Origin of the sequence: Actinomadura darangshiensis, from assembly GCF_004349235.1 — a bacterium.
GTDB classification, from domain to species: Bacteria; Actinomycetota; Actinomycetes; order Streptosporangiales; family Streptosporangiaceae; genus Spirillospora; species Spirillospora darangshiensis.
On record NZ_SMKY01000239.1, the window covers coordinates 1 to 13,689 of the forward strand.

General features: G+C 73.6%; 13 protein-coding genes. 9 read left to right on the forward strand and 4 right to left on the reverse strand.

All coding sequences use genetic code 11. The annotated features are described in order from the left end of the window. Positions 1 to 57: 57 nt before the first annotated feature. The gene (locus E1293_RS35060) at positions 58 to 2,154 is read right to left on the reverse strand and encodes a catalase (RefSeq protein WP_132202384.1); all 2,097 of its coding nucleotides are present in this window, start codon (positions 2,152 to 2,154) and stop codon (positions 58 to 60) included. A 223-nt stretch (positions 2,155 to 2,377) separates the two neighbouring features. On the opposite strand from E1293_RS35060, the gene E1293_RS35065 reads away from it, so the two are divergent. The 4 genes from E1293_RS35065 to E1293_RS35080 all read left to right on the forward strand — a co-directional run bounded on the left by E1293_RS35065 (position 2,378) and on the right by E1293_RS35080 (position 6,571). Then, positions 2,378 to 3,700, forward strand: a complete 1,323-nt coding sequence (locus tag E1293_RS35065; RefSeq protein WP_243716999.1) for a PucR-like N-terminal domain-containing protein — start codon at positions 2,378 to 2,380, stop codon at positions 3,698 to 3,700. A gap of 110 nt (positions 3,701 to 3,810) precedes the next feature. Beyond that, positions 3,811 to 4,167 carry a histone-like nucleoid-structuring protein Lsr2 gene (locus E1293_RS35070; protein WP_132202386.1) on the forward strand — a complete coding sequence of 119 codons (357 nt, stop codon included), beginning with the start codon at positions 3,811 to 3,813 and terminating at the stop codon, positions 4,165 to 4,167. A gap of 17 nt (positions 4,168 to 4,184) precedes the next feature. Continuing rightward, a complete protein-coding gene (locus E1293_RS35075; RefSeq protein ID WP_132202388.1) occupies positions 4,185 to 4,514 on the forward strand; it encodes a histone-like nucleoid-structuring protein Lsr2 in 330 nt (109 codons plus the stop codon). 230 nt (positions 4,515 to 4,744) lie between these two features. Beyond that, the gene (locus E1293_RS35080) at positions 4,745 to 6,571 is read left to right on the forward strand and encodes a CASTOR/POLLUX-related putative ion channel (protein WP_132202406.1); all 1,827 of its coding nucleotides are present in this window, start codon (positions 4,745 to 4,747) and stop codon (positions 6,569 to 6,571) included. Here the strand turns inward: E1293_RS35080 and E1293_RS35085 are convergent. Together E1293_RS35085 and E1293_RS35090 are read right to left on the reverse strand one after the other, a co-directional pair. Beyond that, on the reverse strand, positions 6,549 to 7,583 hold the full coding sequence (locus tag E1293_RS35085) for a hypothetical protein (protein WP_132202390.1): 1,035 nt from the start codon (positions 7,581 to 7,583) through the stop codon (positions 6,549 to 6,551). The genes E1293_RS35080 and E1293_RS35085 overlap by 23 nt on opposite strands. A 104-nt stretch (positions 7,584 to 7,687) precedes the next feature. Continuing rightward, on the reverse strand, positions 7,688 to 8,647 hold the full coding sequence (locus E1293_RS35090; RefSeq protein ID WP_132202392.1) for an MBL fold metallo-hydrolase: 960 nt from the start codon (positions 8,645 to 8,647) through the stop codon (positions 7,688 to 7,690). Between the two features lie 154 nt (positions 8,648 to 8,801). On the opposite strand from E1293_RS35090, the gene E1293_RS35095 reads away from it, so the two are divergent. Genes E1293_RS35095 through E1293_RS35115 form a run of 5 tightly spaced genes read left to right on the forward strand, consistent with a single transcriptional unit; the run spans position 8,802 to position 13,418 of the window. Beyond that, entirely contained in the window at positions 8,802 to 10,127 is a 1,326-nt protein-coding gene (locus tag E1293_RS35095) for a hemolysin family protein (protein ID WP_132202394.1), read from the forward strand. Further along, positions 10,124 to 11,143: a hemolysin family protein gene (locus E1293_RS35100; RefSeq protein WP_132202396.1), complete on the forward strand. Its 1,020-nt coding sequence runs from the start codon at positions 10,124 to 10,126 to the stop codon at positions 11,141 to 11,143. Before E1293_RS35095 ends, E1293_RS35100 begins: the two co-directional genes overlap by 4 nt. A 59-nt stretch (positions 11,144 to 11,202) precedes the next feature. Continuing rightward, positions 11,203 to 11,436, forward strand: coding sequence for a helix-turn-helix domain-containing protein (locus tag E1293_RS35105; protein WP_067794089.1), 234 nt, complete (start codon positions 11,203 to 11,205; stop codon positions 11,434 to 11,436). A gap of 3 nt (positions 11,437 to 11,439) precedes the next feature. Next, the gene (locus E1293_RS35110; RefSeq protein WP_132202400.1) at positions 11,440 to 11,988 is read left to right on the forward strand and encodes a Clp protease N-terminal domain-containing protein; all 549 of its coding nucleotides are present in this window, start codon (positions 11,440 to 11,442) and stop codon (positions 11,986 to 11,988) included. A 50-nt stretch (positions 11,989 to 12,038) separates the two neighbouring features. Continuing rightward, the gene (locus tag E1293_RS35115; RefSeq protein WP_132202402.1) at positions 12,039 to 13,418 is read left to right on the forward strand and encodes an FAD-binding oxidoreductase; all 1,380 of its coding nucleotides are present in this window, start codon (positions 12,039 to 12,041) and stop codon (positions 13,416 to 13,418) included. Between the two features lie 22 nt (positions 13,419 to 13,440). Here the strand turns inward: E1293_RS35115 and E1293_RS48845 are convergent. Next, positions 13,441 to 13,689, reverse strand: a 249-nt coding sequence (locus tag E1293_RS48845) for a hypothetical protein (protein ID WP_207939272.1), incomplete at its 5' end; no start/stop codon positions are given.

Below are 13,689 nucleotides of genomic sequence, written 5' to 3' on the forward strand. Positions count from 1 at the left end.
GCCGGGCCCCGTCCCCCCATCCGTCCCCCTCGGGGCAGGAGGCCGGCCGGCGCGCCGTCAGGCCGGCACGTGCGCCTTCTTGCGGGTCCAGTGCCGGTGCGCCGCGATCGCGTCGATCAGCTTCGCGGAGAAGTCGCCGCCGGGCCCCTCGCCGGTGACGACGCCGGCGTCGCTGACCACGCCTCCGTCGGCGAACTCCACGCCGGTGATCCCGGCGCGCTCCAGCAGCCCGATGCCGGCGTCGAGCGCGCCGACCGCCTTGCAGTGCACGAACGCCTCGGCGACGAAGTGGACGGCGTCACCGTCCTGCGCGAGCGTTTGGACGCTCTCCTCCCCGCCCGGCACGAGGACGGCGTCGTAGAGGACGGACGCCACGGTCGGCATCGCGCGGGTCACCTCGACCTGCGCGCCGCCGGCCGCCTGGACGAAGCCGTCCTTAGCGGCGAGCACCTCGCAGACCGCGCCGGCCGCGGTGAGCGCGTCGCCGGCCGCGGCGACCGCCGCCGAGTCGACGCCGTCCGCCACCAGGACCGCGATCTTGCGGCCCTGGACCGAGCCGGCCGGCGCGTTCGCCTGGCTGAGCGCGGGCGAGGTGCGGCCGTGGTTGGCGATCGCCGGCTCCTCCGGCGGCTCGACGCCGACGCCCTCGGCGACCTGGACGGCGAGGTCGTGGTCGACGCGGTTGAGGTGCTCCACGACACCCTGCCGGATGTGCATGTGGTCGCACTTGCCGAGCTCGAACCGGAACGCGCCGACGATGTGCTCCTTCTCCCAGCCGGCCATGCTGTTCCAGAACAGGGTGGCCTGCGAGTAGTGGTCGGCGAAGCTCTCGCTCCGCTTGCGGATCTTGTTGCCGTCCACCCGCTCCTGGTAGTGGGTGTAGGCGCCCTCGCCGCCGACGACCGGGCAGCCGCCCGACAGCGAGTTCTTGTGGTAGCTCGCCTGCGCCGGGTGGACGTCCATCTGGTGGTAGCCGTCGCGGTGGTGGTTGTGCACCGGCGCGATGGGCCGGTTGATGGGGATCTGCGGGAAGTTCGGCCCGCCGAGCCGGATCAGCTGCGTGTCCAGGTAGGAGAACAGCCGCGCCTGCAGCAGCGGGTCGTTGGTGAAGTCGATGCCTGGCACGACGTTGGCGAGGTGGAAGGCGACCTGCTCGGTCTCGGCGAAGAAGTTGTCGGGGTTTCGGTCGAGCACCAGCGTGCCGACCGGCCGCACCGGCACCTCCTCCTCCGGAATGATCTTGGTCGCGTCGAGCAGGTCGAAGTCGAACCGGTGCTCGTCCTCCTCGGGCACCAGCTGCACGCCGAACTCGAACTCGGGGTGGTCGCCGTCGTCGATCCGGTCCCACAGGTCGCGCCGGTTGAAGTCGGGGTCCTTGCCGGCGATCTTCTGGGTCTCGTCCCAGGCGAGCGAGTGCGTGCCGAGCTTCGGCCGCCAGTGGAACTTCACGAACGTGCCGCGGCCCCCGGCGTTCACCAGCCGGAACGTGTGGACGCCGAAGCCCTGCATCATCGCGTAGCTGCGCGGGATCGCCCGGTCCGACATCAGCCACATCATCATGTGCAGCGTCTCGGGCTGGAGCTGGACGAAGTCCCACAGCGTGTCGTGCGCCGACTGGGCCTGCGGGATCTCGTTCATCGGCTCGGGCTTCACCGCGTGCACGAAGTCGGGGAACTTGATGCCGTCCTGGATGAAGAACACCGGCATGTTGTTGCCGACGAGGTCGAAATTGCCCTGCCGCGTGTAGAACTTCGTCGCGAAGCCGCGGACGTCCCGGACGGTGTCGGCCGAGCCGCGCGACCCGGCGACGGTGGAGAACCGCACGAACACCGGAGTCGTCAGCGACGTGTCGGTCAGGAACTCGGCGGTGGTGTACTCGGCGAGCGACTCGTGCAGCGTGAAATGGCCGTACGCGCCGGCGCCGCGCGCATGCACGACCCGCTCGGGGATCCGCTCGTGGTCGAAATGGGTGATCTTCTCGCGCAGATGGAAGTCGTCCATCAGGGACGGCCCGCGCTCGCCGGCGGACAGCGAATTGTCGGTGTCGTCGACCCGGATCCCCTGGTCGGTGGTGAGCCGGGTCCCCTCCGGGTTCACCCGCCGGCGGTCCATCTGCTCCTGTTTTTGATCCTCACGGTGGGCGGGGTCGGCCATGGTGCGGGTTCCCTTCAAAGGCAGGCTCGGCAATGCGCGGACACGGGGTGGCGGCTACCCCGCGATCCACCCGCCATGCGCGGTTTGACCGGAACTTGAGTTGTCAGAAGCCTGACAAACGCGGCCCCGGACGGTGCGGAACGGTGAGTGTCGCGAATCACGCCGCGTGCCTAGGTTGAGATGACGGGGCCGCCGGCCCTTTCCAGCACGGGGAGGTGCCATCGTGGCGACGGCGTACGACGACGCGCACTCCGGGCCGCCGGTCCTCGGGGGGCTGGCGGACGAGCCGTGGCGGGACGTCCCGGACGAGGAGGCGCGGTGGATGCGCCCCCGGCTGCCCGAACTGCTCGGCGTGATGGTCGAGGGCGTGCTGCGGCACGTCCCCGAGTACGACCGGCCCGGCGACGCGGCCTACTGGCGCGTGGCCGAGGCCGCGGTCGCGCGCGCGATGGAGCACTTCGTCCAGATGATCGCCGACCCGGACACCTCGTGGAAGGAGGTCTACCAGGTCTACTTCGACGTCGGGTACGGCGAGGCCGTGGAGGGCCGCAGCCTGGAGCACCTGCAGAACGCGATGCGGATCGGGTCGCGGCTCGCCTGGCGGCACCTCGCGGTCGAGGCCGAGCGGCAGGGCCGCCCCCCGGCGGTCGTCAGCCTGCTCGCCGAGGCGAACTTCGCCTACCTGGACGCGCTGGCGTCCGCGGCGGCGCACGGCTACGCGCGCGCCCGGGAGAAGGCCGCGGGGGAACGCGAGCAGCGCCGCGGGCGGCTGCTGACCCTGCTGCTGTCGGACCCGCCGGCGCCGCCCGAGATCGTCGGCGAGCAGTCGGCCCGGGCCGGCTGGCCGCTGCCGCGGCGGCTGGCGGTCATCGTGCTGCGGCCGCGGCCGGGCAGCGGCGGGGAGGGCCCGGCCGGGCTGCCGCCGTCCCTGCTGACGGGCCTGGACCACGGCCGGCCCTGCCTGGTCGTGCCGGACCCGGACGGCCCGGGGCGCCTGGACGAGCTGGCCGCGACGCTCGCCGGCTGGACCGGCGCGATCGGCCCGTCGGTGCCCGCGGCGGAGGCCGGGACGTCGCTGCTGTGGGCGCGGCGCGCGCTCGACCTGGCGCCCGCCGCGCCGGCCCGGCCGCCGCGACCCGCCCGCCCCGCCGGTTCCGCCGCCGGCGGGGCGGGCTTCCCACCGGGCCGGGCCGGGGGGCGCCGGGCGCGCCGCGGCGGGGTGCTCGTCCGCGCCGAGGACCATCTGCCCGGCCTGCTGCTGCGCGAGGGCGCCTCGCTCGCCGCGATCGTGGCGTCCCGCCGGCTCGCCCCGCTGGACGCCGCCGGCCCGCGGCAGGGCCTGCGGCTCGCGGTGACGCTGCTGGAGTGCATGAAGCACGGCTTCAACGCCACGGGCGCCGCCGAGGCCCTGTGCGTGCACCCGCAGACCGTCCGGTACCGGCTGACGCAACTCCACGAGATGTTCGCCTTCGACATCGAGGATCCGGAGATCCGGCTCGAGATGATGCTCCTTCTGCACACCTGGATCCGGCGCAACGGCGGTTGACCCGCCGCACCCGATTCCCCCCGCCCGCGCGTCCCGGCACCCTGACCGGGCCCGGAATCCGCTACGGTCGGGGGCGCCGTGTAGGCGAGGGGAAGGAAGACACAGAACACATGGCCGAGAAGGTCATTCGGGTGGACGACATGGACGGCTCCGAAGGGGCCGATGTCGCAAAGCGAGACTTCGAAGTCTTGGGTCGGACGTTCACCATCGACTTGAGCGATGACAACTACAAGCGGCTGAACGAGCTGCAGGACGCGCTGGCGCCCTTCATCGAGAAGGCCGTGGAGGTGAAGCCCGCCGGGAAGGGCCGCAAGTCGCGCGTCGCGAAGATCAAGGGCTACACGAACGGCGATGTCCGCGACTGGGCATTGCGTCAGGACATCGAAGTCTCCGAACGTGGCAAGATATCGGATGAGGTCTATGCTGCATTCATCGAGGCACATCCGGACGCCAAGCCGGACGCATAGCTAGAGGGAGTCCCCGCATGGCACAGAAGGTCGAAGTCCTTCTCGTGGACGACATCGACGGTGGAGAGGCCGACGAGACCGTCAGCTTTTCGCTCGATGGCACGTCTTATGAGATCGACCTGAGCAAGAAGAACGCCGCCAAGCTGCGCGGCGGCCTGGAGCAGTTCGTGGCCGGTGCCCGCAAGGCGCGCAAGGCCCCGGGCCGGGGCGGCCGCGGGACGCGCACCGCGGGCAGCCGCGAGCGCTCCGCCGAGATTCGCGAGTGGGCGAAGAAGCGCGGCATCAAGGTCAATGAGCGGGGCCGCATCCCCGCCAATGTGATCGAGCAGTACGAGGCCGCGCACTAGCGGCCCGCGCGGCCGGCGGCGTTCCGGCGCGCCACCGAGGGGCCGGGGTGGAATTCTCATCACCCCGGCCCCTTACGTGCGCAACGGGCAAATCGCCCATCATTGCGGGGAGAATGCCGGGAATGGTGCGCGACAACACAATAGGCTGACATCGGGGCGACGGCAGAGGGGGCGGCCGGTTGAGACGGGTGACGCGACGGGACCGCGTCCGGTACTGGTTCGACCGGACGATGTCGAAAGGGACGCCGGCGCTCATCGGCTGGCTCGGGCTCGCGTCCGGCGCATTGGTGCTCGTCGTGGCGACCGCGGCGGTCGCCATCGCGCCGGGCGACAGCGACGACAACGGGAACTGGCCGGGCATGGTCTGGCGCAGCCTGCTGCGCACGCTGGACCCGGGGACCATGGGCGGCGACACCGGCACCGCCCCGTTCCTCGCGCTGATGCTGGTCTCCACGATCGGCGGCATCTTCATCGTCAGCTCGCTGATCGGCGTGCTCACCACCGGCCTGGAAGCCAAGATCACCGAGCTGCGCAAGGGCCGGTCGCGGATCGTCGAGCACGGCCACACCGTCCTGCTCGGCTGGTCGGACCAGGTGTTCACCGTCGTCGCGGAGCTGGTGGAGGCCAACCAGAGCGAGCGCCGCTCGTGCGTCGCGATCCTCGCCGCCCGCGACAAGGTCGAGATGGAGGACGCGATCCGGGCCCGGGTCGGCGACCTCGGCCGCACCAGGATCGTCTGCCGCACCGGCGACCCGCTGAAGGTCGCCGACGTGGAGCTGGTGAGCCCCGGCACCGCGCGGTCCATCATGGTGGTCACGCCGGAGGCCGAGGACGCCGACACCCGCGTCATCAAGGTGCTGCTGACGCTCGGCGCCCGCGCCTGGGGCCGGCGCCGCCCGCACGTGGTCGCCGCCGTCCACGACTCGGCGAACCTGCCCGCCGCCCGGCTCGCGGGCGGGCGGGCCGCGCACGTCATCGACGCCGACGACGTCGCGATCCGGCTGATCGTCCAGTCGCACCGCCAGTCGGGCCTGTCGCAGGTCTGCACCGACCTGCTGGACTACGCCGGGCACGAGTTCTACATGCGGGCCGAGGCGGCCCTCGCGGGCATGACGTTCGGGGCGTCGCTGTCGGCCTACGACCTCGGCGTCCCGGCCGGGCTGCGGCGCGCCGGCGGGGAGGTCCTGCTGAACCCGCCGATGGACACGGTGATCCGCTCCGACGACGAGGTCATCGTGCTGGCGGAGGACGACCTGCTGATCCGGCTCACCACCGGGCCGGTGCCGCCGGTCCGGGAGGCGGCGATCACCACCGCCACCGCGCGGGCGCCGGTGCCCGAGCGCACGCTGGTGCTCGGCTGGAACCACCGCGCCCCGAAGATCATCGAGCTGCTGGACGGGTTCCTCGCCCCCGCCTCGGAGCTCGTCGTCGCCGCGCCGGGCGAGGACCCGACCGCGGACCTGGCCCCGGCCGCCAACCTCAAGGTCGGGTTCGTCCGGGCGGAGCCGACCGAGCGGCCGTCCCTGGAGTCCCTCGACGTCGGCTCCTTCCAGCACGTCATCGTGCTGTCGGACGCCGGCTGCGACGGCGAGCACGCCGACGCCCGCACCCTGGTCACGCTGCTGCACCTGCGCGACATGGAGGACCGGCTCGGCGACCCGTTCGCCATCGTCAGCGAGATCAACCACGACGCCAACCGGGAGATCGCGCAGGTCACCAAGGCCGACGACTTCGTGGTCAGCGAGAAACTGATCAGCCTGATGCTGACCCAGCTGAGTGAGAACCGGTACCTGTACGACGTGTTCGCCGACCTGCTCGACCCGGCCGGGTCGGAGCTCTACCTCAAGCCCGCCTGCGACTACCTGGCGCCTGGCGCCGAGGCCGACTTCGCGACGCTGATCGAGTCGGCGCGGCGGCGCGGGGAGGTCGCGCTCGGCTACCGGCTGACGGAGCTGTTCCACGAGCCGCCCGGCTACGGGGTGGTGCTGAACCCGGACAAGACGGCGCCGCTGACGCTGTCCGCCGACGACCGCGTCATCGTGCTGGCGGAGAACTGATCCCGGGCCCGCCCGGCGGCAGCGCGAGCTCGTGCCCGGCCCGCACGGCGCCGGCGATGCTCTCGCGCAGCGCCGCCTCGGCCCGGCGGGCGTCCGCGGCCATCTCGCGGATCTGCGCGCCCGCCATCTCGTCGCCGGCGGTGCTCGCCAGCAGGTCCCGGTAGCGGGCGTTCTGCGCGGGCAGCCCCTGCAGCACCCGCGACTCGTGGTAGGCGTCGTCGGCCTCGCCCGCCCGGCGCGCGTACGACTCCAGCGCCTCGATCCGCCCGGTGACCGAGCGGACCGACAGCTCCAGCGCGCGGTCCTGCGGCTCCAGCAGGGCCCGGACGCGCGGCGAGAGCCGTTCCGGCTGCTGGGCGAGGCGCTCGCGGCGCAGCCGCGTGTGCTCGGCGAGGGCGCCCGCGATCGCCCATTCCTGCCGCGGCAGGACGACCGCGTTGTTGATGTCGTCCAGCAGCCCGGCTCCATGCGCCTGCGACCCGAGGACGGCGTCGACGGCGCGCTGGGCGCGGACGAGGAGCCGCGTGGCGGGCCGGTCGAAGTCGCCGGGCAGCAGGTAGGAGCCGTGGTGCTCGCGGGCGGCGCGGGCGGCGTCCGGTTCCCGGACGTGCCGCAGCGCGCCGAGGGCCCAGCCGGTGAAGCTCGCGGCCGCCAGGGCCGCGGCGGCCCCGACCTGGCCGAGCAGCAGCAGGAGGATCTGCAGGGCGGGGGTGAGCATCATCGCGAGGACGGCGGTCCTCCCCCACCGCGTCGCGCCGACCATGGGCTCGTCGTCGTCGAGGGAGGCGGCGAAGCACACGCGGAGCCAGCCGCCGGGGAGCACGCCGTAGAAGATCGCGAACGCCGGGATCCAGACCAGCCGCGCGAGGACCGTGGCGGCGCGCAGCCGCGGGGGCGGCGGCGCCGGCCCGCACGCCGGGACGAGCCGCTCGGGCGCCGCGGCCAGCAGCGCGCGGTCCCCGCCGCCGATGGCGGGATCGAACACCGGACGGGGACGGTCCTGCTCGTTCATCGCCACTCCCCACCGCGTCTGGGAACCCTTTCCCACGGGCGGATCCGAGCCTTCCACGTGGGGCCCGGCTCACTCCAGGTTGTCACGAGATCTGGACATTTCCGCTAATCCTGCAGTCGTTCCCAGACCTCGCGGTCGCGTTCGGCCGTCCAGATCCGGGGTCGGTCGACGCCGTCCAGCTCGTCCCAGAGCCGGGACACGTCGAACGGCAGGCAGTGCTCGAAGATCGGCCAGCGGCCGTACCCGGGCGCGAGCGCGGCGTGCACGGCGGCGAAGGCGTCCTTGAGGGTGCCGCCCTCCCGGCGGACGCGCCCGGTCTCGTCGATCATGGTCGTGAGGAAGTCGCGGGTCTGCGCGACGGCGGCGTGGGCGGCGGCCCGCCCGTGCGCGACGGCGCCGCGCCCGCCGACGAGCGTCTCGGCGCTGAAGGAGTCGACGTGGTCGAGCGTCCCGGACGCCCAGTCGCGGTGGAACGCGTCGCCGGTGTAGAGCGCGGCCTGCGTCTCCACGAGGTCGCCGGCGAACAGGATCCGGTGCCGGGGCAGCCACGCCACGATGTCGCCCTCGGTGTGGCCGCGCCCGCAGTAGGCGAGGTCGAGGTCGCCGCGGTCACCGCCGAGGTCGATGGTGAGCGTGCTGGAGAACGTCGTGGTCGGCCAGGTCAGCCCGGGGATGCCGTCCGGATCCTTGAACAGGCGCGGCATCCGGCCGTACTCCGACTCCCAGTCCTGCTTGCCGCGCTCGGCGATCAGCGCGCGGGTCAGGTCGTGCGCGATGACCACCGGGGCGCCGAACGCGCTCGCGCCGAGCGTCCGGACGGCGTGGTAGTGCGACAGGACCAGGTACCGGATGGGCTTGTCGGTGTGCTCGCGCAGGACCGCGAGCCAGTCGCGGGCCGCCGCGGGCGTGGCGAGGGCCTCGAAGCAGACGAGGAAGTCCTCGCCCTCGACGGCCCCGACGTTCGGGTCGCCTTCGGCGGTGAGCGCGTACACCCCGTCCGCCAGGACCTCGAGCGTCTGCGTCTTGTCGCCCAGGTCCGCGGACGACGCGAACGGTCTCGGCATAGGCGCCCCCTCGCACTGGTGGCCGCGCTGTCTTCGCGTGCAAGAGGTTCATTCCACGCAGAGCGTCCGATAACCGTCCGAGAACCCCGGGGGAGGACGGCTCCGGCGGGGTAAGAGGGATCTTGAACCTGCCGCGCGGAAGGAGGGCACCCGGGTGAACGCCGCGCTCGGCCTGCCGGCCGTCCTCGTGCTGACCGCCGCGACCGGCTACTTCGTCGCGCAGGAGTTCGCGTTCGTCACCGCGGACCGCCCCGCCCTCGACCAGCGGGCGGCGGAGGGCGACCGGGCCGCGGCGCGCGCGGTCCGGGTGATGGGCCGGCTGTCGTTCATGCTGTCGGGAGCGCAGCTCGGCATCACGGTCACCGCGCTGGTGGTCGGGTTCATCGCCAAGCCCGCGCTGGCCGACCTGCTCGACCCGGCGCTGCGCGCGGCCGGGGTACCGCACGCGGCGTCCGGCGGGGTGGCGGTGGCGCTCGGGTTCGTCCTGGCGACCGTGGTCCAGATGGTGCTGGGCGAGCTGTTCCCGAAGAACCTGGCACTGGCGCGAACGGAGTCGCTGGCCCGCGCGCTGGCCGCGTCCACCCTGGTCTACCTGGCGGTGGCGGGGCCGCTGATCAGGCTGTTCGACGCGTCCGCGAACCGGCTCGTCCGGCTGGCCGGGATCGAGCCGGTGGAGGAGCTGCGGCACGGCGCGACGCTGGAGGAGCTCGGGCACATGATCGGCGAGTCGGGCGGGCAGCTCCAGGAGGGGCACGCGGACCTGCTGGAGCGCGCCCTGGTGTTCTCCGAGCGGGACGCCGAGGAGGTCATGGTGCCCCGCGTCGACGTGGTGACGGTCCCGGCGTCCGCGCCGGCCGCCGAGCTGGGCGATGTGATCGCGGCGAGCGGGCACACCCGCTACCCCGTCCTCGGCGCGGGCGTCGACGACGTGGTCGGGGTCGTCGGACTGGAGGAGCTGGCCGGGCTCGGCCCGGACGAGGCCGCCGCGACCGCGGTCGGGGAGATCGCCAGGGCGGCGCTGCTGCTGCCGTCGTCGCTGCCGCTGCCGGAGGTGGCGCTGCGCCTGCGGGGCGCCGCCGAGCCGATCGCCTGCGTGGTGGACGAGTACGGGGGCTTCGCCGGGATCGTCACGTGGGAGGACGTCGCCGAGGAGCTGGTCGGGGAGATCGCCGACGAGAACGAGCCGGGCGAGGAGCTGGCGATCCGCACCGGCGAGTGGTGGACGACCGACGCGGGGCTGCGGATGGACGAGGTCGCCCACGAGACGGGGATCGCGCTGCCGGAGGGCGACTACGAGACGGTCGCCGGGCTGCTGATGAAGCGGCTCGGGCGGGTCGCCGAGCCCGGCGACGTCGTCCGGGTGGAGCTGCCGCCGGACCGGCTGGACGAGCCGGTCCGCACGGCCGTGGTGGAGGTCCTGACGATCCACCGGCACGTGCCCGAGCTGATCCGGATCCGCACCGTGGAGGAGGACCGGTGAACCTCGCCCTGGGCGCGCCCGTCACGCTGGCCCTGCTGGCGGGCAACGGCTTCTTCGTCGCCGCCGAGTTCGCCCTAGTCGCGGCGCGGCGCCCGCGGCTGGAGCGGGCCGCGGCGCGGGGCGGGCGGGCCGCGGGCGCCGCCGTCGCCGGGATCGACGAGCTGTCGCTGACCCTCGCGGGCGCCCAGCTCGGCATCACGATGTGCTCGCTCGGCCTCGGCCTGGTGTCCGAGCCGGTGTTCGCGGGGACCCTCACGCCGCTGTTCCACGCCGCCGGGCTGCCGGAGGGCGCGGCGCACGCGGTCGCGTTCGTACTGGCCCTGGCGCTCGTGACGTTCCTGCACATGGTCGTCGGCGAGATGGCGCCGAAGTCGTGGGCGATCGCCGACCCGGAACGCTCCGCGACGGTGCTGGGCCTGCCGTTCCACGCGTTCACGACCGTCGTCCGCCCGGTCCTGGCGGCGCTGAACGGGGTGACGAACCTGCTGCTGCGCACGGTGGGCGTCCAGCCGGCCGACTCCCGGGAGGTGTCGCGGACCCCCGAGCAGCTGCGCAGCATCGCGCAGGAGTCGCGGCGGCTCGGGCTGATCGAGCAGAACGAGCTGACGCTGCTGACCGCCGCGCTGGACGCGCCGCGCGCCCCGCTGGCCGGCCTCGTCGTCCCGGTCTCCGACATCGTGTCGGTCCCCGCGACGGCGTCGCCCCAGGAGGTCCTGGACGCGGCCGCCCGCACCGGCCACATCCGGATCATGCTGCGGGGGTCCGGGCGGCAGGGCCAGGCGCGCATGGTGCACGCCCGGGACGCGTACGTGGCCCGCGCGCGGGGCCGGGCGACCCCGGCCGGGGAGCTGGCGCATCCGGTTCCGGCGCTGCCGATCGGTACCCCGGTCGGCGCGGCCGTCGCCACGCTGAAGGCGAACCACAGCCACCTCGGCCTCGCCATCGCGCCCGACGGCCGCATCGCGGGCCTGGTCAGCCTGGACGACCTCCTCACCACGCTGCTGGCCGTCCGCTGATCCGGCGGTGGCGTCAACGTTGATTGACACGAGTCGAATGTCAACCTACATTGACACCCATGAGCGATGGAGTGACGCTCGCCCAGGAGGCGAGCAGCCGGGACCCGGCGGTCGGACTGCGGGCCGTGCGGGCGCTGCGCGAGCTGGCCGAGCGGCTGGAGGCGCTGCAGGTGGCCAGCGCCCGCGACCAGGGCTGGTCCTGGCAGGAGATCGCGGTCTGCCTCGGCGTGAGCCGGCAGGCCGTCCACAAGAAGCACGGCGGCGGCCGCCGCCTCCTCAAGAAGGAGCAGTAGGCGATGTTCGAGCGTTTCACCGAGGGCGCACGGCGGGTGGTCACCGGTGCGCAGGAGCAGGCGCGTGCGCTAGGCACGCCCTTCATCGGCACCGAGCACCTACTGCTCTCCCTGCTGGACGGAGACGACGCCACGGCACAGGCGCTCGCCGGACACGGCGTGGAGGCGGCCGGCATCAGGGAGCGCATCACCCGGAAGGGCGAGGAGTCGCTCGACCCGGAGGCGCTGCGGACCCTCGGCATCGACCTGGACGCCGTCCGCGAGGCCACCGAGGAGGTCTTCGGCGAGGGGGCCCTCGACGTTCCCGCGGGCCGGCGCCACCGCGCCTCCAAGGGGCACATCCCGTTCACGCCGCGGGCCAAGAAGTCCCTGGAGCTGAGCCTGCGGCACGCGATCCGGCTCAAGTCCAAGGAGATCCGCAGCGGGCACCTCCTGCTCGGCCTGCTGCACGACGAGGAGTTCATGTCGGTGCGGCTCCTGACGGAGGCCGGGGTGGACGTCACGGCACTGCGCGCCGACATCGACCGGCTGCTCACCGCCGAGGCCGCGTAACCGGGGCCGCGTGCCCTGTGATGCCGCGCGACATGTGATTACGTGGGGGCATGCCCGATCTGCTGGATGCGCTGCGCAGCCTCGTCCCCGCCGACCGGATCGCCACCGACCGGGACGTGATCGCCTCCTACGCCCACGACGAGGCGGAGTGGGCGCCCTTCGGGACGCCCGCCGCGCTCGTCCGCGCCGCCTCGACCGAGGACGTGCGGGCCGTGGTCGCGGTGTGCGCGGAGCGGGGCGTCCCCATCGTGCCGCGCGGCGCGGGCACCGGGCTGTCGGGCGGCGCGAACGCGCTGGACGGGTGCGTGCTGCTGTCCCTGGAGGCGATGCGCGACATCGTCGAGATCGACCCGGCGGAGCGGCTCGCGGTCGTCCAGCCGGGGGTGGTGAACGACGTCCTGCGGCTGGCCTGCGCCGAGCGCGGCCTCTGGTACCCGCCGGACCCGGCGAGCGCGCCGTGGTCGACGATCGGCGGGAACGTCGCCACGAACGCGGGCGGCCTGTGCTGCGTCAAGTACGGCGTGACGCGCGACTACGTCCTCGCCCTGGAGGCGGTCGTCGGACGCGGCGAGGTGGTGCGGCTCGGCCGCCGGACGGCCAAGGGCGTCGCCGGATACGACCTGTGCGGGCTCATGGTCGGGTCCGAGGGCACCCTCGGCGTGATCACCGAGGTGACGGTGCGGCTGCGCTCGGCCCGCTCCCCCGAGCACACCATCGTCGGCTACTTCGACACCCTCCGGGCGGCGGGCGAGGCGGTCGCCAAGGTCACCGCGGCGGGGATCGTCCCGAGCGCGCTGGAGCTGATCGACCGGCACTGCCTGGAGGCCGTCGACGCGTGGCGGAACATGGGGCTGTCCGCGGACGCGAACGTCCTGCTCCTCGGCCGCACCGACCTGCCCGGCGAGTCCGGGGAGGCGGAGGCCGACGCGATGGCGGCCCTGTTCAAGGAGGCGGGCGCGACGTGGAGCGCCCGGTCGTCGGACGAGGCCGAGGCGGAGGCGCTGTTCTCCGCGCGCCGGCTCGCCTACCCGGCGCTCGAACGGCTCGGGCCGCTGCTGACCGAGGACGTGTGCGTGCCGCGCGGCCTCGTCCCGGAGATGCTCACCCGCATCGAGGCCGCCGCCCGCGACAACGACACCCACATCGCGAACATCGCGCACGCCGGCGACGGCAACCTGCATCCGCTCATCATCGCGCCGGCGGGCGACGACGGCGCCCGCGTCCGGGCCCAGCGCGCCTTCGACCGCATCGTCGCGGACGCCATCGCGCTCGGCGGCACCGTCACCGGCGAGCACGGCGTCGGGCTGCTCAAGCGGCGCGGCCTGCACGACGAGCTGGACCCGGCCGTGATCGCCATGCACCACGCGATCAAGGACGCGCTGGACCCGGCGGGCGTCTTCAACCCCGGCAAGGTCTTCGGAACGCCCTGATCTCCGGCGCCCGCGCGCGGGCTCAGCCGCGCGCGGCTCCCATGAAAGTCCGGGTGAGGGCCGCCACGCAGTACCTCCTGCGGAGCGGGTCGTCCGGGAAGCGCCGCCTGCACTCCGCCGCGATCCAGGAGGGGGCCGCGGGCCGGGCGGTGCGCGGCTTGCGCGTCGCGTGCGGGCGGGGGCGCCGGGCCCCGTGGTGCTTCTCGCGCGGCTGGACGGCGTGCGTCCGCCGGAGCGGCCGCCTTTTCGTGAGGGACGACGTCTCGCGGGA